The following is a 19,782-nucleotide window of genomic DNA, read 5'->3' on the forward strand; positions in this document are numbered from 1 at the left end:
CCGGAATGGACTGTCTTGCGGAGGCGCTCACGCCCCTCCCGTGCCCGGCCCGCCCGGCGCGAAGGGGGAGCCGCGGTCGTTGCGGCCATAGGCGGTCGACCAGCCCGGCGCGCCCGAGCCGTAGCCACGGCGCAGCGAGCGTTCCTGATAGATGTCGGCCAGCACCGCGCCGTCGCCGGCCATCAGCGCGCGGGTGGAACACATCTCCGCGCACAAGGGCAGCTTGCCCTCGGCCAGCCGGTTGGCGCCGTATTTCTGGTATTCCTCGACGCTGCCGTCCGGTTCGGGGCCGCCAGCGCAGAAGGTGCATTTGTCCATCTTGCCGCGGCTGCCGAAGTCGGTGGTGCGTGGGTATTGCGGCGCACCGAACGGGCAGGCGTAGAAGCAGTAACCGCAGCCGATGCACAGATCCTTGCTGTGCAGAACCACGCCATCGGCCGTTTGCAGGAAGCAGTCGACCGGGCAGACCGCGGCGCAGGGCGGGTCGTTGCAATGCATGCAGGCCATGGAGATCGACCGCTCGCCCGGCTTGCCGTCGTTCAGCGTGACCAGCCGGCGGCGGTTGATGCCCCACGGCACCTCATGCTCGTTCTTGCAGGCGGTGACGCAGGCGTTGCATTCGATGCAGCGTTCGGCGTCGCACAGGAACTTCATCCGGGCCATTGTTCTGTTCAGCTCCCGTACGTCACGCCGGCTCGACCCGGCAGAGGGTGACCTTGGTTTCCTGCATGAAGGTGACGGGGTCGTAGCCGTAGGTCGTCACCCCGTTCACCGGCTCGCCCAGCACGATGGGGTCGGTGTTGGGCGGGTAGTTGCCGCGCAGGCTGTCGCCCTGCCAGAAACCGGAGAAGTGGAAGGGCATGAACACCGTGCCGCCGCCGACGCGGTCGGTCACCAGCGCCTTGACCTTGGCCTTGCTGCCGTCCTCCGGCCCATAGACCCAGACCCAGGCGCCGTCCCTGATGCCCAGCCGCTCGGCGTCCCTGGTGTTGATCTCCGCGAACATCGACTGCTGCAACTCGGCCAGCCACGGGTTGGACCGGGTCTCCTCGCCGCCGCCCTCGTATTCGACCAGCCGGCCGGAGGTCAGCACCATGGGGAAGCGCTGGCGCAGGTCGCTGTCCGCCACCTTGAACTGCAACGAGCGGGCAAGCTGGACCAGACGGAAGTCGCGCCGGTCCTCGATGGCCGGGAATGCCTTCACCAGATCGGGGCGCGGGGAATAGATCGGCTCGCGGTGGACCGGCACCGGGTCGGGCAGGTTCCAGGCGACGGCGCGCGCCTTGGCGTTGCCGTGCGGCACGCAGCCATGCTTCAGCGCGACGCGGATGATGCCCATCGACAGGTCGGTCTGCCAGCTGACATTGTCCACCTCGGCCCCGCCGCCGCCGATGGCCTGGATGACGCGCATCTCGTCGGGCGTCAGGTCCTTGTCCCAGCCCAGCTTCTTCAGCACGGCCATGGTGAATTCGGGATAGCCGTCCTCGATCTCCGACCCCTTCGAATAGGAGCCGTCGGCCAGCAGCGAGACGCCGTTGCGCTCCACCCCGAAGCGGGCGCGGAAGACGCCGCCGCCGTCCATGACATGCTTGGAGGTGTCATAGAGCACCGCCGATCCCGGATGCCTGATCTCCGGATGGCCCCAGCTCGGCCAGGGCAGGCCGTAATAATCGCCGGCGCAGGGACCGGAGGCGGCCCGCATGGTGATCTTGTCGAAATCGGCCTGATGCTTCATGTGCATCTTCAGCCGTTCCGGCGACTGGCCGGTGGCGCCGATGGACAGGCAGCTGCGGTTCATCTCGCGCAGGATGTCCTCCGGCACCGGCCGATCCTTCTCCACCGTGATGTGCTTGAACATCTCGTCGGCGAAGCCCAGCTTGCGCGCCAGCAGATAGATGATGGCGTAGTCGTCCTTCGATTCGAAGATCGGCTCCACCACCTTCTCCCCCCACTGCATCGAGCGGTTGGAGCAGGTGCGCGACCCGTCGGTCTCGAACTGGGTGCAGGCCGGCAGGATGTAGGTGCCGTTGCGCCGCTCCTTGATCGCGGCGAAGGTGGTCGGGTGCGGGTCGGCGATGACCAGAAGGCTGAGCTTCTCCAGCCCCTTCACCATCTCCGGCATGCGGGTGACGGTGTTGCCGCCATGGCCGAAGCACATCATGGCGCGGAGCGGGCTCGGCTGGTCGATCTCGCCCGGCTTGGCAAGCACGGCATCGAACCAGCGCGTGGTCGGGATGCCCTTGGCCTCCATCAGATCCTTGGTGGCGAAGCGGCCCTTCAGATAATCGTATTCGACGTCCCAGGCGCGGGCGAAATGCTTCCACGCCCCTTCGGCCAGCCCGTAATAGGCAGGCAGCGTGCTGACATCGAGACCGAAGTCGGTGGCGCCCTGCACGTTGCAGTGGCCGCGGTAGATGTTGGCGCCGCCGCCGGCCACGCCGATGTTGCCCAGCGCCAGCTGCAAAATCGACAGGGCGCGGACGTTGGCGGTGCCGACCGTGTGCTGGGTGACGCCCATGCACCAGATCACCGTGCTGGGCTTGTTCTTGGCCAGCGCCTCCGCCACGCGGCGAAGCTGCGATCCGGGGGCGCCGGTCACCCGCTCCACCTCTTCCGGAGTCCATTTCTTCACCTCGGCGCGGATCTCGTCCATACCGTAGACGCGCTGGCGGATGTATTCCTTGTCCTCCCAGCCGTTTTCGAAGATGTGCCACAGCAGGCCCCAGGCGACCGGTATGTCGGTGCCGGGACGGATGCGGACATACTCGGTGGCATGGGCGGCGGTGCGGGTGAAGCGCGGGTCGATGACGATGAAGGGGGCGCGGTTGTGCTCCTTGCCGCGCAGCATGTGCTGCATCGACACCGGGTGCGCCTCGGCCGGGTTGCCGCCGACGATCACCAGCGCCTTGGAGTTCTGGATGTCGTTGTAGCTGTTGGTCATGGCGCCGTAGCCCCACGTGTTCGCCACGCCGGCGACCGTGGTGGAGTGGCAGATGCGCGCCTGATGGTCGACGTTGTTGGTCCCCCAGAAGGCCGCCAGCTTGCGGTAGAGATAGGCGCCCTCATTGGAGAATTTGGCCGAGCCCAGCCAGAACACCGCGTCCGGCCCCGACGCCTTGCGGATGTCCATCAGCTGGTTGCCGATCTCCTCGATCGCCTGGTCCCAGCCGATGCGCTGCCAGACGCCGTCGACCAGCTTGAGCGGGTATTTGACCCGGCGGGTGCCCTTGGTCAGCTCGCGCACCGAAGCGCCCTTGGCGCAGTGGGTGCCCTGGTTGATCGGGCTTTCCCAGCCAGGTTCCTGCCCGACCCAGACGCCGTTCTGCACCTCGGCGATCACCGTGCAGCCGACCGAGCAGTGGGTGCAGACGTTCTTGCGCGTCACCACCTCGACATTCGGCAGGATGGGACCGGCCTCCGCCTTGCGGATCATCGCGCCCGGCAGCGCGCCGACGGCGGCGATGCCGCCCGCGGCAAGGCCGGACCGGCGCAGGAAGCCGCGGCGGCTGACGCCCGATTCCAGACTGTCGGCCAGGGCAGCGACCAGACCGGACCGCTTTCCGCCTGCCGCTTTCGCCGAGCTGCGTTTGACCAGCATGGACATTCTCCGGATCGCCCTACAGGCGGTTCAGCGCGTAGAAGCGCTTGACGTGTTCGGTTTCGCGGTAGCGGGCCTTCACCTGCTCCTGCGGCGATTCCATCGCCTGCGCCTCCTCCCCCGCCGGCAGCACGGCGGCCGCGGCGGCACCGGCCGCGCCCAGGCCAAGCGTCTTCAGGATGTCGCGGCGTTGCAGCGGATTGCGTGCGGGGGGATTGCGGGACGGATCTTGCGGCGTCTTCATGCGTCGGCCCCTTCCAATTCGTCGATCTGTCTGTTCAGGGCCTCCTGCTCGATCTCCAGGAACAGGCGGCCGATGGTGCCGACCGGACGGTAGAGGCCAGCCGCCTCCGCCCGCTCCAGATCCTGGAAGAAGCGCCCGGCCCAGGGCGTCAGGTGGCTGTCCAGCATGTGGCGCTGCACCGCCAAGTCGGCCCCCTCGCGGATCAGCACCGCCATCACGTCGCAGAGCGCGGCGATGTGGTCCTCCGGCTCCGACACGTCGGGCGCGCGCTCCAGCCCCAGAGCCTGGAGGTCGGCGCGCAGGGCCGACAGCGGCCGGTCGGTCAGGAAGCCGGTGCGGTAGTAGGAGGCATAGGGGACCAGCTCGCCCTGGACGACGCCGATGAACAGCGCGTTGAACTCGCGCTCCGCCGCCTGCGGATCGGTGGCGCGGGCGCGGGCGGCCAGATCGTCGAAGGCGCGGCCGAGCGGCGTGGTGTCGCCGGTGAGACCGCCCAGCAGCGCCAGCAGGTCGGCGCCCGGCGGGGCGGCCAGCGTCAGCGCCAGCAGCCGGTAGACGTCGGCGCGCAAGCCGTCCGCGCCGCTTTCCGGATCGTGAACCGTCATCACACTCCCGCAAGCCCTGTTCAAGGCCATGGCAGGCCCGAACCGTAACAACGGCCGGCGCGGGCAAAGGTTGCCTTACCCGGTCGGGGCTACCCAGCCGGGGTCGTCCGTTTTCCCCGGCAGTGACCTCACTTCTGCGGATTGTCACCCTGCTGAGTGTCGGCCTGCGGACGGCCGGAGAAGTTGCGGTGCGCGACCGACGCCTCTTCCCCCACCCGCGCGCCGACCGACGCGAAGGTTTCGTCGGCGCTGCGGGCGAACAGGCTCGGCAGCACCGCCCAGGCGCCGCCCGCCAGGACGACGATGGCGCAGAGCGCGGCAAGGAAGGCTTTCATCGGCGGATTCTCCAGACAGCGCTTACCGGGAGAAAAGCCGCGCTGCCGGCCTTTCCCGCCATCGCACAACGCCGCCGGGACCCGATTGTTTCCATCCTCGCTTTTCCGCTTGATATGCTCCAATCGAGCACATATGGTTTTGCTCAGAACGAGCATAGAGCGGAGCATCCGATGCCCGAGGTCGCCGAACTCGCCTACACCCCCGCCGTCGCCGCGGCGACCGCGCCGATCTTTGAGCGCATGAAGCGCGTCGTGCCGGCCATCGAATGGCCCTTCCACGCGCCGCTGGTCCACGCCATCAACGAGTTGAAGCGCGAGCGCAACGCCGTCATCCTGGCGCACAACTACCAGACGCCGGAGATCTTCCACGGCGTGGCCGACATCGTTGGCGACAGCCTGGCGCTGGCGGCCAAGGCGACCGAGACCGACGCCGACGTGATCGTGCTGGCCGGCGTGCATTTCATGGCGGAGACGGCGAAGCTGCTCAATCCGGCCAAGACGGTGCTGATCCCCAGCCGCAACGCCGGCTGCTCGCTGGCCGACAGCATCACCGCCGCCGACGTCCGCCTGCTGCGCGAGGCGCATCCCGGCGTGCCGGTGGTGGCCTACGTCAACACGTCCGCCGAGGTGAAGGCGGAGGTCGACATCTGCTGCACCTCGGGCAACGCGGTGGAGGTGGTGGAATCGCTCGGCGTCGACCGGGTGATCTTCCTGCCCGACGAATATCTGGCGAAATACGTCGCCACCCAGACCAAGGTCGAGATCATCGCCTGGAAGGGCCATTGCGAGGTGCATGAGCGCTTCACCGGCGCCGAGATCGAGGAGTTCCGCCGCCGCTTCGACTGGCTGACGGTGATCGCCCACCCCGAATGTCCGCCCGACGTGCTGGAGGCCGCCGATTTCGTCGGCTCCACCGCCCGCATGATCGATTTCGTCGGCACCGAGAAGCCGCCGCGGGTGCTGATGGTCACCGAATGCTCGATGAGCGACAACGTCGCCGCAGCCTCGCCCGAGACGGAGTTCGTGCGGCCCTGCAACCTGTGCCCGCACATGAAGACGGTGACGCTGTCGAGCATCCTGGACTCGCTGCGGACCCTGGAACCGCGCGTCGAGATCCCGGATGCCCTGGCCGCCCGCGCCCGCCGCTCGGTTGAGCGCATGCTGGCGGTGAAGCCGAAGTAACCCCCCTCTCCCCCGCTCTCGCGCAAACGAAGTTTGCGCTGACGCGACAGGCGGACCTTTGGTCCGCCGAAAGCGGGGAGAGGGTCGGGGTGAGGGGGATCCGCTTCGAGGATCTCTTCGGCTGCGCCGAACCCCCTCATCCTAACCTTCTCCCCAGGGGGGAGAAGGGATCTGTCCGCGTCGCGTTGAGGAGTCCCCTATGACCTCCAGCACGCCTTACGATGTCCGCGATGCCGAGGTGATCGTCGTCGGATCCGGCCTTGCCGGAATGACCGCGGCGCTGCAACTGGCGCCGCGCGCGGTCACGCTGATCACTAAAACCGCCGGCCTGCCCGGCGGCTCCAGCCTCTACGCCCAGGGCGGCATCGCCGCCGCCGTCGGTCCCGGCGACCGGCCGGAGGACCATGCCGCCGACACCGTCGCCGCCGGGGCCGGTCTGGTCGATGCGGCGATGGCGGCCCTGCTGACCCGCGACGGCGCCGCCGAGGTCCGCCGGTTGCTCAACGACGGCCTGCCCTTCGACCGCGCCGCCGACGGCTCGCCGCTGCTCGGCCGGGAAGCCGCCCATGGCGCGGCGCGCATCGTCCATGCCGGCGGCGACGCCACCGGCCGGACCCTGGTCACCGCCCTGGCGGACCGCCTGCGCGCCACCCCGTCGGTGCGGGTGGAGACCGACGCCTTCGCCGTCGATCTCGTGCTGCGCAATGGCCGGGTCTGCGGTCTGCTGGCCTGCCATGGGCAGGGCTGGGTGCTGCACCGGGCGCCGCGCGTGATCCTGGCGACCGGCGGCATCGGCGCCACCTTCGCCCGCACCACCAACCCGGCGGAGGCAACCGGCGACGGGCTGGCCATCGCCGCGCGGGCCGGGGCCATGCTGGCCGACCTGGAGTTCGTCCAGTTCCACCCCACGGCGCTGGCCGTCGATGCCGACCCGGTGCCGCTGCTGACCGAGGCGTTGCGCGGGGCGGGCGCCCTGCTGCTCGACCGCCAGGGCCGCCGCTTCATGCCGGACGAGCATCCGCTGGCGGAGCTGGCGCCGCGCGACGTGGTCGCGCGCGCCATCGGCCGGCGCGTCGCGGCGGGCGAGCCGGTGTTCCTCGATCTGCGTCCGGCACTGGCCGCCAAGCCCGGCGGCTTCCCCACCGTGCTGGCGCTGTGCGCCGAGCATGGGCTCGACCCGTTCGCCGAGCCGATACCGGTGGCGCCGGCCGCCCACTACCATATGGGCGGCGTGGTCACCGATGCCGACGGGCGGACCAGCCTGGAGGGGCTGTGGGCCTGCGGCGAGGTCGCCTGCACCGGCGTCCACGGTGCCAACCGGCTGGCGAGCAATTCCCTGCTGGAGGCGCTGGTGTTCGGCGCCCGCGTCGCCCGCGACGTGGCGGACCGTCCGCTTGCACCGCTGCCGCCCTTCGCCCTGCCCCGCCCGCCGGCGGTCGCCGCCGATGTCGGCCATGCCCTGCTCGACGCCATCGGGGCGGAGGCGCGGACGGCGCTCTATGACGGGGCCGGTCTGGTCCGCAACGGGCTGGGGCTGCTGGCCGCCCGGCGCAAGCTCGACCGGCTGGCGGCGGCGTTGGACACGCTTCGCTGCGAGGACGGCGATGAAGCTTCACCGGACATCGTCCGCCACTGGGGCGAGGCGCGCAACCGGCTGCTGGTCGGCCGTCTGGTCGTCCATGCCGCGCTGGCGCGGGAGGAAAGCCGCGGCGCCCATTGCCGCAGCGACCATCCCCTGCCGAATCCCGCCTCGATCTCCCGCACCCTGACCCTCAGCGAACTGGCCGGCACCGCCGGCCCCCTGCCCGGAGACGCCGCATGCTGCATCCTCTGACCGTCGAGCCCATCGTCCGCGCCGCCCTGGCGGAGGATCTGGGCCGGGCCGGCGACATCACCACCGACAGCATCATCCCGGCCGACGCGGTGGCGACCGCCCGCATCGCCGCCCGCAAGGATGGCCGCGTCGCCGGGCTGGAGGCGGCGCTGATCGCCTTCCGCCTGCTCGACCCCGGCATTTCGGTGACCGTCGAGCGTACGGACGGCGACGACGTGCCCCCCGGCGGCACCATCGCCACCCTGACCGGCAAGGCCCGCGCCCTGCTGACGGCGGAGCGCACGGCGCTGAACCTGATGGGCCGGCTGTCCGGCATCGCGACCGCCACCCGCGCCCTGGTGCGCGATGTCGAAGGGACCAAGGCCCGCATCGTCTGCACCCGCAAGACCACCCCCGGCCTGCGCGTTCTGGAGAAGCATGCGGTCAAGCTCGGCGGCGGCTTCAACCACCGGTTCGGGCTGGATGACGCGGTGCTGATCAAGGACAACCACATCGCCGTCGCCGGCGGCGTGCGCCCGGCGGTGGAGCGCGTCCGCACCGCCATCGGCCACATGGTGAAGGTGGAGGTCGAGGTCGACACGCTCGACCAGCTGGACGAGCTGCTGGACCTACCGGTCGATGTCGTGCTGCTCGACAACATGGACCCGGACACGCTGCGCCGTGCGGTGCGCATGGTGGACGGCCGCCTGCTGACCGAGGCATCGGGCAACGTCACGCTCGCCACCGTCCGCGCCATCGCCGAGACCGGTGTCGACATGATCAGCTGCGGCTGGCTGACCCACAGCGCCCCGAACCTGGACCTGGGGCTGGACATGTGAGGATGCAATAAAAAAGCCCCTTCCCGGACCATGAGAAGGGGCTTTTGGGTTTCGCAGCGCTTACGCCGCCAGCTTCTCGACCTTGCCGTCCAGACCCATCAGCAGCAGTTCGACCTCAAGGTCCGGGTGGCGTTCACCGACCATCGTCTTCAGCTTGCTCAGATACTGGCCGTGCACTTCGGCTTCCTTCGACGGATCGGGCGACAGATCCATCCCGAGGAAGACCTTGTAGGCGCCGCAGTCGCGGTGATCCATGACAATCAGGCGATGGATGTGGTGCAGTTCCTTGGCGACGGCGACATGGTCCCAGAAGGCATCGCCCCAGGCCGGCTTCTTGTCGGTCAGCGCGCCCAGGCTGGCGCCGGCCAGGATGACGTGGTCGTAGTTCGCCTGCATGTTGCGGGCATTCATATAGCCGGCGACGTGGCCCATCAGGCGATAGTCCATGCAGGACAGCAGAAGGGTATCGACGCTGCCGGCCCGGGCCGGGCGGCTCATCATCATCGGCGCCATCAATGTCACGCCGGCGCCCAATGTCGCCAGCTTCAGGAACCCGCGGCGCGAGCTGTGTTCGCCCTGGCAGCAGCCATGGTGATGACCGGTCGAATGATCCATCTTGCCCCTCCAACACGCCTCGAACCCATATCGAGGTTTCACGCGCAATGGTGGCGGCAGATTGTTAAAAATTACAATATGGGGTATACCGCTATATGGAAAAGAAACAAAAATTCATCTATGTGGCATTTTTCGGATAGCCTCTTCGACAACCCGATTCCCTTCCCCGTGGCAAAAAGACCGTGGCACGATGGATAACGCACATAGAAAACGGGCCGCCCGGCGAGGGGCGGCCCGTTCCTGTGCATGGATTTTCCCGGTCGTCAGCGTTCGGCCGTCACCCGCCGCGCGTGCTGCTGGGCGCCGGTGTTCCTGCCGACCCGACGGTGCTGGAGGCCGGCGGCGGCGATGCGCTCGCGCTGTGATTGGGCGAACAGTCCGCGTTGGCGATCCCCGCCGTCAGGAGAGTGGCGAGACCGAACAATGCGGCGACGACCGGACTGGCTCCATGAGACATTGGATCACCTCCTTTCTGAAACGTTGCGACCTCCAATAGATTGACACAGTACAGCGCTCGGTCAATGGCCGATTCGAACATCGGCGATGCCGTCTCCCAATGGAACAGGTCCGGATTCTGAACCTGAGTGCCGTTATCGGGTTTCCAGCAGCCCGCTCATCGTTGCGAACAGTTCAGACTTGGCTTCGAAACCGACACCGGGCAGATCGGGCAGCCGCACGCGGCCATCCTCGACTGCGATACCGTCGGCGAAGCCGCAGAAGGGCTTGAAGACGTCCGGGTAAGACTCATTGCCGCCCAGATGCAGGCCGGCGGCGATGTTCAGCGACATCTGGTGCCCGCCATGCGGCACCACCCGCCGGCTGGACCAGCCATTGTCTTTCAGCATGTCCAGCGTGCGCAGATACTCCACCAGACCGTAGCTCAGCGCGCAGTCGAATTGCAGCCAGTCGCGGTCGGGCCGCATGCCGCCATGGCGGATCAGGTTGCGGGCGTCCTGGTGGGAGAACAGGTTCTCGCCCGTCGCCATCGGCCGGTCGTAGTGCTTGGCGAGTTCGGCCTGCAACGCGTAGTCCAGCGGATCGCCGGCCTCCTCGTACCAGAACAGGCCGTAGGGCTTCAGCGCCTCGGCGTACTTGATCGCGGTGGCGAGGTCGAAGCGGCCGTTGGCGTCGACGCACAGATTCTCGCCCGACCCGACCACCTCCAGCACCGCGTCGATCCGGCGGAGATCCTCCTCCAGCGAGGCGCCGCCGATCTTCATCTTCACGACCTTGTAGCCGCGGTCGCGGTAGCTGCGCATCTCGTCCTGAAGCGCCGTCACATCCTTGCCGGGGTAGTAATAGCCGCCGGCGGCATAGACCCAGACGCTGTCGTCGGCCACCCCGCCGCGGAAACGGTCGGCCAGCAGGCGGTAGAGCGGCACGCCGGCGATCTTCGCCACGGCATCCCACACCGCCATGTCGATGGTGCCGACGGCGACGGAGCGCTCGCCATGGCCGCCCGGCTTCTCGTTGGTCATCAGCCGCGCCCAGATACGGAACGGGTCGAGGTTCTCGCCGCTGTCGTCGAGCAGGCTGTCGGGCGACGCCGACATCAGCCGGGGGATGAAGCGCTCGCGCAGCAGCCCGCCCGCGGCATAGCGGCCGTTCGAATTGAAGCCGTAGCCGATCACCGGCTTGCCGTCGCGCACCACGTCGGTGACCACCGCGACGACGCTGCACGTCATCTGGCTGAAATCGATGAAGGCGTTGGCGATGTCGGACTTGATGCCGGCGGTCTGCTCGCGGATTTCGACGATGCGCATGGCGGTTTCCCTTGCAGCGTGGTGGCGCGTTTCGTGCCGGCACTGTAGGGATGTTGCGGGCCGCCGGGCCAATGCCAAGGTCGGAACGCATCATGCGGGTTCGGCATAGGGTGGCCGGAGGGTGGGCGCCCATAGGCACCGGGCCGGGCCGGCAGACGTGACGAAGATTGGGCGATGGAACTCTCCTGGCTCGACGATTTCCTGGCGCTGGTGGATTGCGGCAACTTCTCCCGCGCCGCCGACATGCGCCACCTGACCCAGCCGGCCTTCAGCCGCCGCATCCGCGCGCTGGAGGATTGGGCCGGCACCCCGCTGTTCGACCGCAGCGGACAGCCGGTGACCCTGACGGAAGCCGGGCGGCGCTTCCGCCCCTTCGCCGACGAGACGGTGCGCCGCCTGCTGCAAGGCCGGGAAGAGGCCCGGCTCGCCGCCCAGTCGGAAGCGGCGACCCTGCGCTTCGCCGCCACCCATGCGCTGTCGCTGACCTTCTTCCCCTCTTGGCTGCGGGCGCTGGAAGCCCGCGCAAGGCTGGGCGCCATCACCCTGTCGTCGGACAGCATGGAGGCCTGCGAACGGCTGATGCTGGCGGGCCAGGCGCAGTTCCTGCTCTGCCACGCCCATCCGGCGGCGGCCGGCCGGCTGGATGCGGAGTCCTTCCGCTCCGTCGTCGTCGGCGGCGACCGGCTGCTGGCGGTGACCGCTCCCGATGCCGGCGGCCGGCCGCGCCATCTGCTGGCGGACGGTCAGGACACAGCGCTGCCGCATTTGTCCTACAGCCGCGAATCCGGCATGGGCCGCATCCTGGAGGCGGTGCGGGCGGCACAGCCGCTGCCCACCGCGCTCGACACCGTCTTCACCTCCCACCTTGCCGCGGTCCTGCGCACGCTGGCGCGCGACGGACGCGGCGTGGCCTGGCTGCCGGAAAGCCTGATCGCCGAGGATCTGGCGCGCGGCTCCCTGGTGCGCGCCGGCGTGCCGGCCGGCGACGAGCGCTGGATCGTGCCGGTGCAGATCCGGCTGGTCCGTCCACGCGCCCGCCAGAGCAAGGCGGCCGAAAGCTTCTGGACGCTGGCTGTCGAAGCGGCGCTTTGGCGGAACGCCGAGTCGCCGCCGGAACCCGCAGCGCAGGTTGCCGGAGCCGAATTGACCGCCGAAAAAGAGTTGTGACCCTTTGCCCGCAAGTCACTTTGATCGTTGACATTCCCGGCAAAGCGTCTCCGTCGAAGCGATTTCGCTGGCGCTAACCCTTTCGATCAGGCAAAATTTGCCTAGTTGGGTTGAGAAGCGTCGCGTCAGCGACCGGAGGAACGATCATGGGCGTCAGCAGCATTGGCGGCATCGGCGGCTATCAGCAGCAGCCATACGTCACCCCGCTCAGCAGCGGCCCGGCCGCGGCGCAGCGGTCGACCTCGCCCGTCGAATCCGCACAGGAAGACCAGACCGAGCGCACCCGCCGCCAGCAGGAGGCGCAGACGGCCCAGAGCGGATCGAGCGGCGGCAACACCACCGCCACCCGCGGCCAGAACCTGAACATCACGGTCTGATCCGTAGGCGGATCACACGGCAGGTCCGGTTCGGCAGGGTCGGTCAAGGAGATCATCGAGGGGCGGCGCCCGCCAAGGGGCTGTCCCGGGAGCAACGCCTGGAAAGCGGGCAAGAAGCGCGGGAGGCAGCGATGGAGATCCGTGGCGTTTCCAGCTCGACGGCAGTCCGCCCGACGGCTTTCCAGCCGACGGAAGCCGGCACCGCCTCCCCGTCGACTCCAGTCCAGGACACCGGCAGCGCACCCTCTGGCGAAGCGGAGAAATCCTCCGGTGCTGGCTTCATCAGCCCGTTCATGCGCTACGACCAGGGCGCGCGGGTGGCCGTGCTGTATTTCCGCGACTTCGACACCGGCGAAACCCAGGACCAGATCCCGTCCCAGCGCGTGGTTGAGGAATACCGCCGCACCGCCAATCGCCTGTCCCAGGAGGATGAGCGGAAAGCCGCCGCGGCGAAGAGCAACTCGGGCGGATCGGCCGGCAACACGGGGAGTTCGTCCGCCAGCGGCTATGGCGCGGCGGCGGGCGGGTCCGGGCAAGCCGGCACGACGCCCGGCACGGCGGCCAGTCCGTCGATTGGCGTGTCCTTCGCCAGTGCTCCCGGCAACAGCGGGACAGCGGCGGGGTCCGCCACCGCGGGACCGGCGACAGGCGGCGTCACGCCGGCCGCGACAGGCGGATACAGCGGCGGGTCGCCGGGCGGACTGGTTTCGGTGACCGTTTGAAGGGTTCGACCGGGCGGCTTCGAATTGGCACTGCGTCCGATTGCCCCGCCCGTAAGCCTTACCCTCCGGCCGCCTCTTCCTCCGCCTGCCGGCGCCTGAACCCCACCAGCGCGGTTTCGTCCAGCATGGCGGCCTCCTTGCGCTTCTGCTTGTCGCGCTCGCGCTTCAACCGCTCTTCCTCGGCCAGCTCGTAGCGCTTCAACTCCTGGAAGGCTTCGGCCATCTCGTCGGTGGCGATGTTGATCTGCATCTCCACCTGCCCCAGCGATTCGCCCAGCTTGCGGCCGCGCTCCATCGCCGCCTGGGCGAAGTTGGAATAGGTGAAGGAGACGGAAAAGTCGTCGCGCACCGTTTCCTGCTCGTGCACGATCTCCTGCTTCACCTTCTCGATCTCGTTGCGCAGCCGGTCGGCCAGCGTGTGGAGGTCCGCCAGGACGCGACGCTTCTCGTCCAGTTGCAGCTTTTGCAGGCGGATGATCGTCTTCAGGCTCATTGCGGCCACTGCACCCCAAAGATTTCAGCGAGCATGGCGTAGCTGGTCTCCAGATCGGTGGCCTCGCGCTTGCTCTGCTTCAAAAAGGCTTCCAGCGCCGGCTGGAAGTGGATCGCCTCGTCGACCTGCGGGTCGGTGCCGCGGCGGTAGGCGCCCAGCCGGATCATCTCCGCCATGTTGTCGTAGGACGACAGCAGGCGCCGGGCATGGCCGACCAGCTCGTTCTCGTTCGCCGTGTTGCAGCCGGGCATGGTGCGCGACACGCTGCGCAGGATGTTGATGGCGGGATAGCGCCCGCGCTCGCCGATCTGGCGCTCCATCACGATGTGGCCGTCCAGGATGCCGCGCACGGCGTCGGCGATCGGTTCGTTGTGGTCGTCGCCGTCCACCAGCACGGTGAACAGGCCGGTGATGGTGCCCGACCCGACCACCCCCGGACCGGCGCGCTCCAGCAGGCGCGGCAGTTCGGCGAAGACGGTCGGCGGATAGCCCTTGGTCGTCGGCGGCTCGCCGGCCGACAGGCCGATCTCGCGCTGGGCCATGGCAAAGCGGGTGACGCTGTCCATCATGCACAGCACGTCGCGGCCCTGGTCGCGGAAATGCTCGGCGACCGCCAGCGTCATGTAGGCGGCCTGCTTGCGCATCAGCGGCGCCTCGTCCGAGGTGGCGCAGACGACGACGCTGCGGGCCAGCCCCTCCTCGCCCAGATCCTCGGTGATGAACTCCTGCAATTCGCGCCCGCGCTCACCGATCAGGCCGATCACCGCGACCTCTGCGGCGGAGAAGCGCGCCAGCATCGACATGACCGACGATTTGCCGACGCCCGATCCGGCGAAGATGCCCATGCGCTGGCCGCGGCAGCAGGTGAGGAAGGCGTTGATGGCGCGGATGCCCAGATCCAGCTTCTCGCCTACGCGGGCCCGCGAATGGGCGTTGGGCGGCGTGTTGCGGATCGGCGTGCCTTGCGGCCCCTTGGGCAGCGGTCCCTTGCCGTCCACCGGTTCGCCCAGCGCGTTGACGACGCGGCCGAGCCAGGCATCGGTCGGGAAGATCCGCGCCTGATCGCCCGCCACCAGCGCGCGGCAGCCCAGCCCCACCCCGTCCAGCGCCCCGAAGGGCATGGCGAGCGCCCTGCCCTGGCGGAAGCCCACCACCTCGCACGGGACCTGACGGCGGTCGCGCGTCTCGACGATGCAGCGGCCGCCGACCGACAGTTCCTTCTCGATCCCGCCGACCTCGACCATCAGGCCGGACACGGCGGTGACGCGGCCGTACCGGCTGGAGTCCGGGATCCGGTCGATGTCGCGGATCAACTGATCGATATCGAACGTCATGGATCGGATACCGGCGTTTCCAGGGAAGGCGGTCCCAAGACGGGACGCGCTCCTATTAAGTGGTAGCTCTGTGGACGGGGGCGACGTTAACCACCATGATCGCATCTTGCGATGGAAGGATTAACGTTGTGTAAGCGCTTGGCACTGGCGTTAAGCTGAATCGTCTGTTAACTTGTGTAAACGGGATGGTTGAAATCGGTCATCAAGGATCGGGGACCATGTCCGGGGTCGGGTAGCGAAAGCGCGCCATCAAACGTCGGGATATCGCCATGAGGGTTCTGCTGGTTGAAGACGATTCCTCCGTCGCCAAAAGCATCGAGCTGATGCTGAATACGGAAGGTTTCATCGTCGATTCTACCGACCTGGGTGAGGACGGACTCGAGATCGGCAAGCTCTACGATTACGACATCATCATTCTCGACCTGATGCTGCCGGACATCGACGGTTACGAGGTTCTTCGCCGCCTGCGCGCCGCGCGCGTGACCACCCCGATCCTGATCCTGTCCGGCCTGACCGAAATGGACAACAAGATCAAGGGGCTGGGGTTCGGCGCCGACGACTACCTGACCAAGCCGTTCGACAAGCGCGAGCTGATCGCCCGCATCCAGGCCATCGTACGCCGGTCGAAGGGCCATTCCGACAGCATCATCCGCACCGGCCGCCTGACCGTCAACCTCGACACCCGCACGGTGGAGGTCGACCAGTCGCCGCTGCACCTGACCGGCAAGGAATACGGCATCCTGGAGCTGTTGAGCCTGCGCAAGGGCACGACGCTGACCAAGGAGATGTTCCTGAACCATCTCTATGGCGGGATGGACGAGCCGGAACTGAAGATTATCGACGTCTTCGTCTGCAAGCTGCGCAAGAAGCTGGCCGCCGCCACCCAGGGCGACAACTACATCGAAACCGTGTGGGGCCGCGGTTACGTGCTGCGCGACCCGCACGAGGAAATCGTCGAAGGCAATCCCCCGCCGCCGCCGCGCGTGCCGCAGCAACAGGCCGCCGGCTGATTCTTCAGCGTTTCCGTTTTTCTTTTGCCGCCCCTCGACGCCCGGCCGTCTTTCACCTTGAAAGCCGGACCGGGCGTTGCCATATCTGGTGGGTCATTCTGCTTCGGACTGCGGGGCCTTCAAACGCCCCCACGCTCAGCCTCCCTTTTTTCGCCATCGCAAAATTCGATCGCGAGCACCTGGGGGCCGCCAATCCCACACCCAGTCTGATGCGCCGCACCGGTGGTGTGGCGCCCTTTGCGTTATGGGAGACAGACATGCCCGTCGGCACCGTCAAATGGTTCAACAGCACCAAGGGCTTCGGTTTCATTCAGCCGGAAAGCGGTGGCCCGGATGTGTTCGTTCACATCTCCGCTGTCGAACGCGCCGGGCTGCGCAGCCTGGTCGATGGCCAGAAGATTTCCTACGAGGAGCAGCGCGATCCGAAGCGTGGCAAGACCTCGGCGGAAAATCTGAAGGCGGTCTGACCGCCTGACCGCCGACCTGCGGAAAAAGGGGCATCGGGAAACCGGTGCCCTTTTTCCGTGTTGCACAAGTCCCTGTCGCCCAGATGCAGGGCTCTGCCCAGAGGAGATCCGCGATGGCTTTCAAACCGAACTACAACCAGCAGCGGGCCGAGCGCAACCGGGCCAAGGAACAGAGGAAGCAGGAAAAGCTTCAGCGTCGCGAAGAAGGCGTCGCCGCCCGCCGCTCCGGCGATCCGGACGGGACGGAGACGCAGGACGAGTCCCTGGCGACCGACACCGACACCGATGCCGAGACCAAAACCGACACCAACAATGCCTGAACGGACGGCCGCAGGCGCGGCCGACCGCGATCATACGGAGGACAGGCCATGGCCCGTCAGAAGAAACAGCCCGTCGACAACGCCTTCGCGCTTTTCGACGTGATTTACCAGGACGGTGCGCGCACCTCGAACCGCAAGGTGCCGACCACCGACATCGATCAGTTCGACCGCGAGAATTCCATCCGCACCTACATCGAAGCGCAGGACCGCAAGATCGCCGAAATGTCCGGCAATCCGCGTGGCCCGATCAAGTCGATCACGCCGTCGGCCTGAGAGTTGGTGCATTTTCTGGCTGTCATCCCCGCGAAGGCGGGGATCCAGCCGTTAGAACGATTGAATTGGAAGCCTGGATCCCCGCCTTCGCGGGGATGACGTCCGTCAGGACAAGGATCCCAGGATTTACGCCACCTTGGCGCCGGCGGCAGAGAAGCCGCCCAGGCTGTAGAGGCCGCGCTGGCCCTCCACCGGCTTGAACTTGTCGGTGATGCCCAGCACCGTTTCAGCACCGCCCAGATAGAGAACGCCGTCCTGCGGCATCTGGCGGGAAATGGACTCCAGAACCTTCGCCTTGGTCGGCTGGTCAAAATAGATCAGCACGTTGCGGCAGAAGACGATGTCGAACTGTCCCAGCGCCGACAAATCGCCCAGCAGGTTCCATTCGCGAAACGATGCCATCTGGCGCAGCTGCTGGCTGATCTGCCACTTGTCGCCGTTCTGCTTGAAATGCTTCACCAGCATGGTGATCGGCAGGCCGCGCTGAACCTCGAACTGGGTATAGACGCCGGCCTTCGCCCGCTCCACCATTTCCGCCGAGATGTCGGTGCCGACGATCTCGATGCGCCAGCCGGCCAGCTTCGCCGCCTCGTCGTTCAGGATCATCGACAGCGAATAGGCTTCCTGGCCCGACGAACAGGCGGCCGACCAGATGCGCAAGCTGCGCTTGGCCGCCCGTGCCTCCATCAGCTTCGGCAGCACCAGCTGGCGGAACTGGTCGAACGGCTTCTGGTCGCGGAAGAAGGACGACTCGTTGGTCGTCATCGCTTCCGTGATGTCGCGCAGCAGCGCCTCGTCCTTGCGGGTGCGGACGGTGGTCGCCAGCTCCTCAAGCCCCTTCATGTTCCACTTGCGCGCCACCGGCATCAGCCGGGATTCGAGCAGATACGCCTTGTCGCGGGTGAGGACCAGGCCGGAACGCTGCTTGAGCAGCGTGGAGAACATGTCGAAATCTTCGACTCTCATGCTGCCCTCGAAGCGAGCTTGCGGATGTGGGGACCGATTTCCTTGAGCGGCAGGATGACGTTGCAGATGCCGGCTTGCGCCACGGCACCGGGCATGCCCCAGACCACGCTCGATGCCTCGTCCTGGGCGATCAGTGTGCCGCCGCCATTGACCACGTCGGTGCAGCCCTTCAACCCGTCCTGTCCCATGCCGGTCAGGATGCAGGCCAGGATCTTGCGGCCGCCGAAGGCCTTCAGGATCGACCGCATCATCGGGTCGACCGCCGGGCGGCAGAAATTCTCGGGCGGATCCTTGCTCAGCGCGATCACGTTGGCGCCGGCGCGCTGGGTCACCAGCATGTGGAAGTCGCCGGGCGCGATGTAGCAACGGTTCTGCACGACCGGCTCGCCGTCCTTCGCCTCGCGCGCATCGATCCCGCATTGGCGGGTGATGTGCTCGGCCAGGATGGTGGTGAAGGTGGCCGGCATATGCTGGGTGATCAGGATCGGCTGGCTGACGCCGGCCTTCAGGTGCGACAGCACCTCGAACAGCGCCTGCGGCCCGCCGGTGGAACTGCCGATGGCGATCACGTCGGGCTTGGTGGCGATGCTGCCGGCCGGAGTCGGCCGGGTGACGATCGGCCCCATCTCGCGCTTCAGCCCCAGCGGAGCCGCCGGGGTCAGCGGGCGGATCTCGCCGCGCGAGCGCGATCCGGCACGCCGGGCGGCGGCACCCAGCGCCTTGACCTTGGCGACCAGCTCGCGCTTGAAGTCCTCCGCCCCGCCGATCTCGCGGGTGGAGGTCGGCTTCGGGATGTAATCGGCCGCACCGGCCGACAGGCAGCGGATCGACACGTCGGCCCCGCGCAGCGTCAGCGTGGAGGCCATGATGATTTTCACCTGCGGCGCAACCGCCAGCAGCTTCGGGATGGCGGTCAGCCCGTCCATCACCGGCATCTCGATGTCCAGCACGATGACATCGATGGAATTGCGCTGCAGCGAATTGACCGCCATCTGGCCGTCGCCGACGGAGGTGACGACGCGGATGTCCGGGTCCCCTTCCAGCGCGCGGGTCAGCAGGCCGCGGATGACGGCGGAGTCGTCCACCACCATGACCCGGACGGGATCCGGGTTGGCCGGTCGCGCGGTGGTGAGGGGGCCTCTGCCAAAACTGTCCGACATAACGGCGATTCGCCTTTCAACTCGACTGGTTCAACGCTGGCTCTCCTGACATCCCGCTCGGGGTCACAGAAGGCCGACCTGCGCGAACTTGGTCTGGATGATGTCGCTGTCGAAGGGCTTCATGATGTACTCGTTGGCCCCGGCGGACAGCGCCTCCTGGATGTGGGCAAGGTCGTTCTCGGTCGTGCAGAACACCACCTTGGGCTGTTCGCCCCCGCTCATCTTGCGCAGCCGGCGCAGGAATTCGATCCCGGTCATCACCGGCATGTTCCAGTCCAGCAGGATGGCGTCCGGCATCTGCGCCGCGCAGGCTTCCATCGCCTGCTTGCCATCCTCCGCCTCCGAGCAGGCGAAATTCAGCTCTTCCAGGATCTTGCGCGCGACCTTGCGGACAACGCGGCTGTCATCGACCACCAGGCAGGATTTCATTGCGGCAGGGCCTCAGGTCATCTGTTCGTCGGCGAAGGCCGGCCGGCAGGTGCGGCGCCCTCCCCCAGGG

At 67.5% G+C, this 19,782-nt stretch carries 23 protein-coding genes; 11 read left to right on the forward strand and 12 right to left on the reverse strand.

Annotated features, from left to right (window positions below; translation table 11 throughout):
* Nucleotides 1-27: 27 nt before the first annotated feature.
* The 5 genes from fdh3B to ABNQ39_RS31360 form a co-directional block, all read right to left on the reverse strand.
* Complete coding sequence (fdh3B, locus tag ABNQ39_RS31340) at nt 28-663, reverse strand: formate dehydrogenase FDH3 subunit beta (protein ID WP_222529045.1); 636 nt, start codon at nt 661-663, stop codon at nt 28-30.
* 22 nt (nt 664-685) lie between these two features.
* Complete coding sequence (locus ABNQ39_RS31345) at nt 686-3,598, reverse strand: formate dehydrogenase subunit alpha (protein ID WP_376965918.1); 2,913 nt, start codon at nt 3,596-3,598, stop codon at nt 686-688.
* 19 nt (nt 3,599-3,617) lie between these two features.
* Complete coding sequence (locus ABNQ39_RS31350; RefSeq protein ID WP_376965920.1) at nt 3,618-3,842, reverse strand: twin-arginine translocation signal domain-containing protein; 225 nt, start codon at nt 3,840-3,842, stop codon at nt 3,618-3,620.
* On the reverse strand, nt 3,839-4,447 hold the full coding sequence (locus ABNQ39_RS31355; protein WP_376965922.1) for a TorD/DmsD family molecular chaperone: 609 nt from the start codon (nt 4,445-4,447) through the stop codon (nt 3,839-3,841). The genes ABNQ39_RS31350 and ABNQ39_RS31355 overlap by 4 nt, the downstream gene beginning before the upstream one ends.
* Before the next feature lie 128 nt (nt 4,448-4,575).
* On the reverse strand, nt 4,576-4,782 hold the full coding sequence (locus ABNQ39_RS31360; protein WP_376965924.1) for a hypothetical protein: 207 nt from the start codon (nt 4,780-4,782) through the stop codon (nt 4,576-4,578).
* A 171-nt stretch (nt 4,783-4,953) separates the two neighbouring features.
* On the opposite strand from ABNQ39_RS31360, the gene nadA reads away from it, so the two are divergent.
* The 3 genes from nadA (at nt 4,954) to nadC (ending at nt 8,616) form a co-directional block, all read left to right on the forward strand.
* The gene (gene nadA / locus ABNQ39_RS31365) at nt 4,954-5,964 is read left to right on the forward strand and encodes a quinolinate synthase NadA (RefSeq protein ID WP_376965926.1); all 1,011 of its coding nucleotides are present in this window, start codon (nt 4,954-4,956) and stop codon (nt 5,962-5,964) included.
* Between the two features lie 199 nt (nt 5,965-6,163).
* The gene (locus ABNQ39_RS31370; RefSeq protein WP_376965928.1) at nt 6,164-7,798 is read left to right on the forward strand and encodes an L-aspartate oxidase; all 1,635 of its coding nucleotides are present in this window, start codon (nt 6,164-6,166) and stop codon (nt 7,796-7,798) included.
* Nucleotides 7,783-8,616 (forward strand): carboxylating nicotinate-nucleotide diphosphorylase, encoded by an 834-nt coding sequence (gene nadC / locus ABNQ39_RS31375; protein ID WP_376965930.1) that lies wholly within the window; start codon nt 7,783-7,785, stop codon nt 8,614-8,616. Before ABNQ39_RS31370 ends, nadC begins: the two co-directional genes overlap by 16 nt.
* A 60-nt stretch (nt 8,617-8,676) precedes the next feature.
* Here nadC and ABNQ39_RS31380 read toward each other — a convergent pair whose 3' ends face one another.
* Entirely contained in the window at nt 8,677-9,231 is a 555-nt protein-coding gene (locus ABNQ39_RS31380; RefSeq protein ID WP_376965932.1) for a carbonic anhydrase, read from the reverse strand.
* A gap of 242 nt (nt 9,232-9,473) precedes the next feature.
* Between ABNQ39_RS31380 and ABNQ39_RS31385 the strand changes: the two genes are divergently transcribed.
* The gene (locus ABNQ39_RS31385; RefSeq protein ID WP_376965934.1) at nt 9,474-9,596 is read left to right on the forward strand and encodes a hypothetical protein; all 123 of its coding nucleotides are present in this window, start codon (nt 9,474-9,476) and stop codon (nt 9,594-9,596) included.
* Between the two features lie 225 nt (nt 9,597-9,821).
* On the opposite strand, the gene ABNQ39_RS31390 is transcribed toward ABNQ39_RS31385, so the two are convergent.
* Nucleotides 9,822-10,994, reverse strand: coding sequence for a mandelate racemase/muconate lactonizing enzyme family protein (locus ABNQ39_RS31390; RefSeq protein WP_376965936.1), 1,173 nt, complete (start codon nt 10,992-10,994; stop codon nt 9,822-9,824).
* A 174-nt stretch (nt 10,995-11,168) separates the two neighbouring features.
* Between ABNQ39_RS31390 and ABNQ39_RS31395 the strand changes: the two genes are divergently transcribed.
* From ABNQ39_RS31395 to ABNQ39_RS31405, 3 genes are all read left to right on the forward strand, one after another.
* Entirely contained in the window at nt 11,169-12,161 is a 993-nt protein-coding gene (locus ABNQ39_RS31395; RefSeq protein WP_376965938.1) for a LysR family transcriptional regulator, read from the forward strand.
* A gap of 146 nt (nt 12,162-12,307) precedes the next feature.
* Nucleotides 12,308-12,538: a hypothetical protein gene (locus tag ABNQ39_RS31400; RefSeq protein WP_109096470.1), complete on the forward strand. Its 231-nt coding sequence runs from the start codon at nt 12,308-12,310 to the stop codon at nt 12,536-12,538.
* A gap of 131 nt (nt 12,539-12,669) precedes the next feature.
* A complete protein-coding gene (locus ABNQ39_RS31405; protein WP_376965940.1) occupies nt 12,670-13,260 on the forward strand; it encodes a hypothetical protein in 591 nt (196 codons plus the stop codon).
* Nucleotides 13,261-13,318: 58 nt separating this feature from the next.
* Here ABNQ39_RS31405 and ABNQ39_RS31410 read toward each other — a convergent pair whose 3' ends face one another.
* Nucleotides 13,319-13,753 carry a flagellar export protein FliJ gene (locus tag ABNQ39_RS31410; RefSeq protein ID WP_376965942.1) on the reverse strand — a complete coding sequence of 145 codons (435 nt, stop codon included), beginning with the start codon at nt 13,751-13,753 and terminating at the stop codon, nt 13,319-13,321.
* Nucleotides 13,750-15,087, reverse strand: coding sequence for a flagellar protein export ATPase FliI (fliI, locus tag ABNQ39_RS31415; protein WP_376965944.1), 1,338 nt, complete (start codon nt 15,085-15,087; stop codon nt 13,750-13,752). The genes ABNQ39_RS31410 and fliI overlap by 4 nt, the downstream gene beginning before the upstream one ends.
* Nucleotides 15,088-15,356: 269 nt before the next feature.
* On the opposite strand from fliI, the gene ctrA reads away from it, so the two are divergent.
* The 4 genes from ctrA (at nt 15,357) to ABNQ39_RS31435 (ending at nt 17,157) form a co-directional block, all read left to right on the forward strand.
* Nucleotides 15,357-16,097: a response regulator transcription factor CtrA gene (gene ctrA, locus ABNQ39_RS31420; protein WP_098736190.1), complete on the forward strand. Its 741-nt coding sequence runs from the start codon at nt 15,357-15,359 to the stop codon at nt 16,095-16,097.
* Nucleotides 16,098-16,354: 257 nt separating this feature from the next.
* Nucleotides 16,355-16,564, forward strand: a complete 210-nt coding sequence (locus tag ABNQ39_RS31425) for a cold-shock protein (protein ID WP_012977930.1) — start codon at nt 16,355-16,357, stop codon at nt 16,562-16,564.
* A gap of 113 nt (nt 16,565-16,677) precedes the next feature.
* Entirely contained in the window at nt 16,678-16,884 is a 207-nt protein-coding gene (locus tag ABNQ39_RS31430; protein ID WP_376965947.1) for a hypothetical protein, read from the forward strand.
* Nucleotides 16,885-16,932: 48 nt separating this feature from the next.
* On the forward strand, nt 16,933-17,157 hold the full coding sequence (locus ABNQ39_RS31435; RefSeq protein WP_098736191.1) for a hypothetical protein: 225 nt from the start codon (nt 16,933-16,935) through the stop codon (nt 17,155-17,157).
* A gap of 126 nt (nt 17,158-17,283) precedes the next feature.
* Here the strand turns inward: ABNQ39_RS31435 and ABNQ39_RS31440 are convergent, their stop codons facing one another.
* From ABNQ39_RS31440 to ABNQ39_RS31450, 3 genes are all read right to left on the reverse strand, one after another.
* A complete protein-coding gene (locus tag ABNQ39_RS31440; RefSeq protein WP_109047910.1) occupies nt 17,284-18,123 on the reverse strand; it encodes a CheR family methyltransferase in 840 nt (279 codons plus the stop codon).
* Nucleotides 18,120-19,283, reverse strand: a complete 1,164-nt coding sequence (locus ABNQ39_RS31445; RefSeq protein WP_376965950.1) for a protein-glutamate methylesterase/protein-glutamine glutaminase — start codon at nt 19,281-19,283, stop codon at nt 18,120-18,122. Before ABNQ39_RS31445 ends, ABNQ39_RS31440 begins: the two co-directional genes overlap by 4 nt.
* Nucleotides 19,284-19,346: 63 nt before the next feature.
* Nucleotides 19,347-19,712 carry a response regulator gene (locus tag ABNQ39_RS31450; RefSeq protein WP_045583532.1) on the reverse strand — a complete coding sequence of 122 codons (366 nt, stop codon included), beginning with the start codon at nt 19,710-19,712 and terminating at the stop codon, nt 19,347-19,349.
* Between the last annotated feature and the right edge of the window lie 70 nt (nt 19,713-19,782).

The sequence above is a fragment of the Azospirillum sp. A26 genome (assembly GCF_042604635.1).
Taxonomy (GTDB): Bacteria; Pseudomonadota; Alphaproteobacteria; order Azospirillales; family Azospirillaceae; genus Azospirillum; species Azospirillum palustre.

What these genes read in the sequence shown, in the direction of transcription:
- fdh3B (WP_222529045.1), bottom strand. Translation starts at nt 663, where the DNA reads ATGGCCCGGATGAAGTTCCTGTGCGACGCCGAACGCTGCATCGAATGC.
- ABNQ39_RS31345 (WP_376965918.1), bottom strand. Translation starts at nt 3,598, where the DNA reads ATGCTGGTCAAACGCAGCTCGGCGAAAGCGGCAGGCGGAAAGCGGTCC.
- ABNQ39_RS31350 (WP_376965920.1), bottom strand. Translation starts at nt 3,842, where the DNA reads ATGAAGACGCCGCAAGATCCGTCCCGCAATCCCCCCGCACGCAATCCG.
- ABNQ39_RS31355 (WP_376965922.1), bottom strand. Translation starts at nt 4,447, where the DNA reads ATGACGGTTCACGATCCGGAAAGCGGCGCGGACGGCTTGCGCGCCGAC.
- ABNQ39_RS31360 (WP_376965924.1), bottom strand. Translation starts at nt 4,782, where the DNA reads ATGAAAGCCTTCCTTGCCGCGCTCTGCGCCATCGTCGTCCTGGCGGGC.
- nadA (WP_376965926.1), top strand. Translation starts at nt 4,954, where the DNA reads ATGCCCGAGGTCGCCGAACTCGCCTACACCCCCGCCGTCGCCGCGGCG.
- ABNQ39_RS31370 (WP_376965928.1), top strand. Translation starts at nt 6,164, where the DNA reads ATGACCTCCAGCACGCCTTACGATGTCCGCGATGCCGAGGTGATCGTC.
- nadC (WP_376965930.1), top strand. Translation starts at nt 7,783, where the DNA reads ATGCTGCATCCTCTGACCGTCGAGCCCATCGTCCGCGCCGCCCTGGCG.
- ABNQ39_RS31380 (WP_376965932.1), bottom strand. Translation starts at nt 9,231, where the DNA reads ATGGATCATTCGACCGGTCATCACCATGGCTGCTGCCAGGGCGAACAC.
- ABNQ39_RS31390 (WP_376965936.1), bottom strand. Translation starts at nt 10,994, where the DNA reads ATGCGCATCGTCGAAATCCGCGAGCAGACCGCCGGCATCAAGTCCGAC.
- ABNQ39_RS31395 (WP_376965938.1), top strand. Translation starts at nt 11,169, where the DNA reads ATGGAACTCTCCTGGCTCGACGATTTCCTGGCGCTGGTGGATTGCGGC.
- ABNQ39_RS31400 (WP_109096470.1), top strand. Translation starts at nt 12,308, where the DNA reads ATGGGCGTCAGCAGCATTGGCGGCATCGGCGGCTATCAGCAGCAGCCA.
- ABNQ39_RS31405 (WP_376965940.1), top strand. Translation starts at nt 12,670, where the DNA reads ATGGAGATCCGTGGCGTTTCCAGCTCGACGGCAGTCCGCCCGACGGCT.
- ABNQ39_RS31410 (WP_376965942.1), bottom strand. Translation starts at nt 13,753, where the DNA reads ATGAGCCTGAAGACGATCATCCGCCTGCAAAAGCTGCAACTGGACGAG.
- fliI (WP_376965944.1), bottom strand. Translation starts at nt 15,087, where the DNA reads ATGACGTTCGATATCGATCAGTTGATCCGCGACATCGACCGGATCCCG.
- ctrA (WP_098736190.1), top strand. Translation starts at nt 15,357, where the DNA reads ATGAGGGTTCTGCTGGTTGAAGACGATTCCTCCGTCGCCAAAAGCATC.
- ABNQ39_RS31425 (WP_012977930.1), top strand. Translation starts at nt 16,355, where the DNA reads ATGCCCGTCGGCACCGTCAAATGGTTCAACAGCACCAAGGGCTTCGGT.
- ABNQ39_RS31430 (WP_376965947.1), top strand. Translation starts at nt 16,678, where the DNA reads ATGGCTTTCAAACCGAACTACAACCAGCAGCGGGCCGAGCGCAACCGG.
- ABNQ39_RS31435 (WP_098736191.1), top strand. Translation starts at nt 16,933, where the DNA reads ATGGCCCGTCAGAAGAAACAGCCCGTCGACAACGCCTTCGCGCTTTTC.
- ABNQ39_RS31440 (WP_109047910.1), bottom strand. Translation starts at nt 18,123, where the DNA reads ATGAGAGTCGAAGATTTCGACATGTTCTCCACGCTGCTCAAGCAGCGT.
- ABNQ39_RS31445 (WP_376965950.1), bottom strand. Translation starts at nt 19,283, where the DNA reads ATGTCGGACAGTTTTGGCAGAGGCCCCCTCACCACCGCGCGACCGGCC.
- ABNQ39_RS31450 (WP_045583532.1), bottom strand. Translation starts at nt 19,712, where the DNA reads ATGAAATCCTGCCTGGTGGTCGATGACAGCCGCGTTGTCCGCAAGGTC.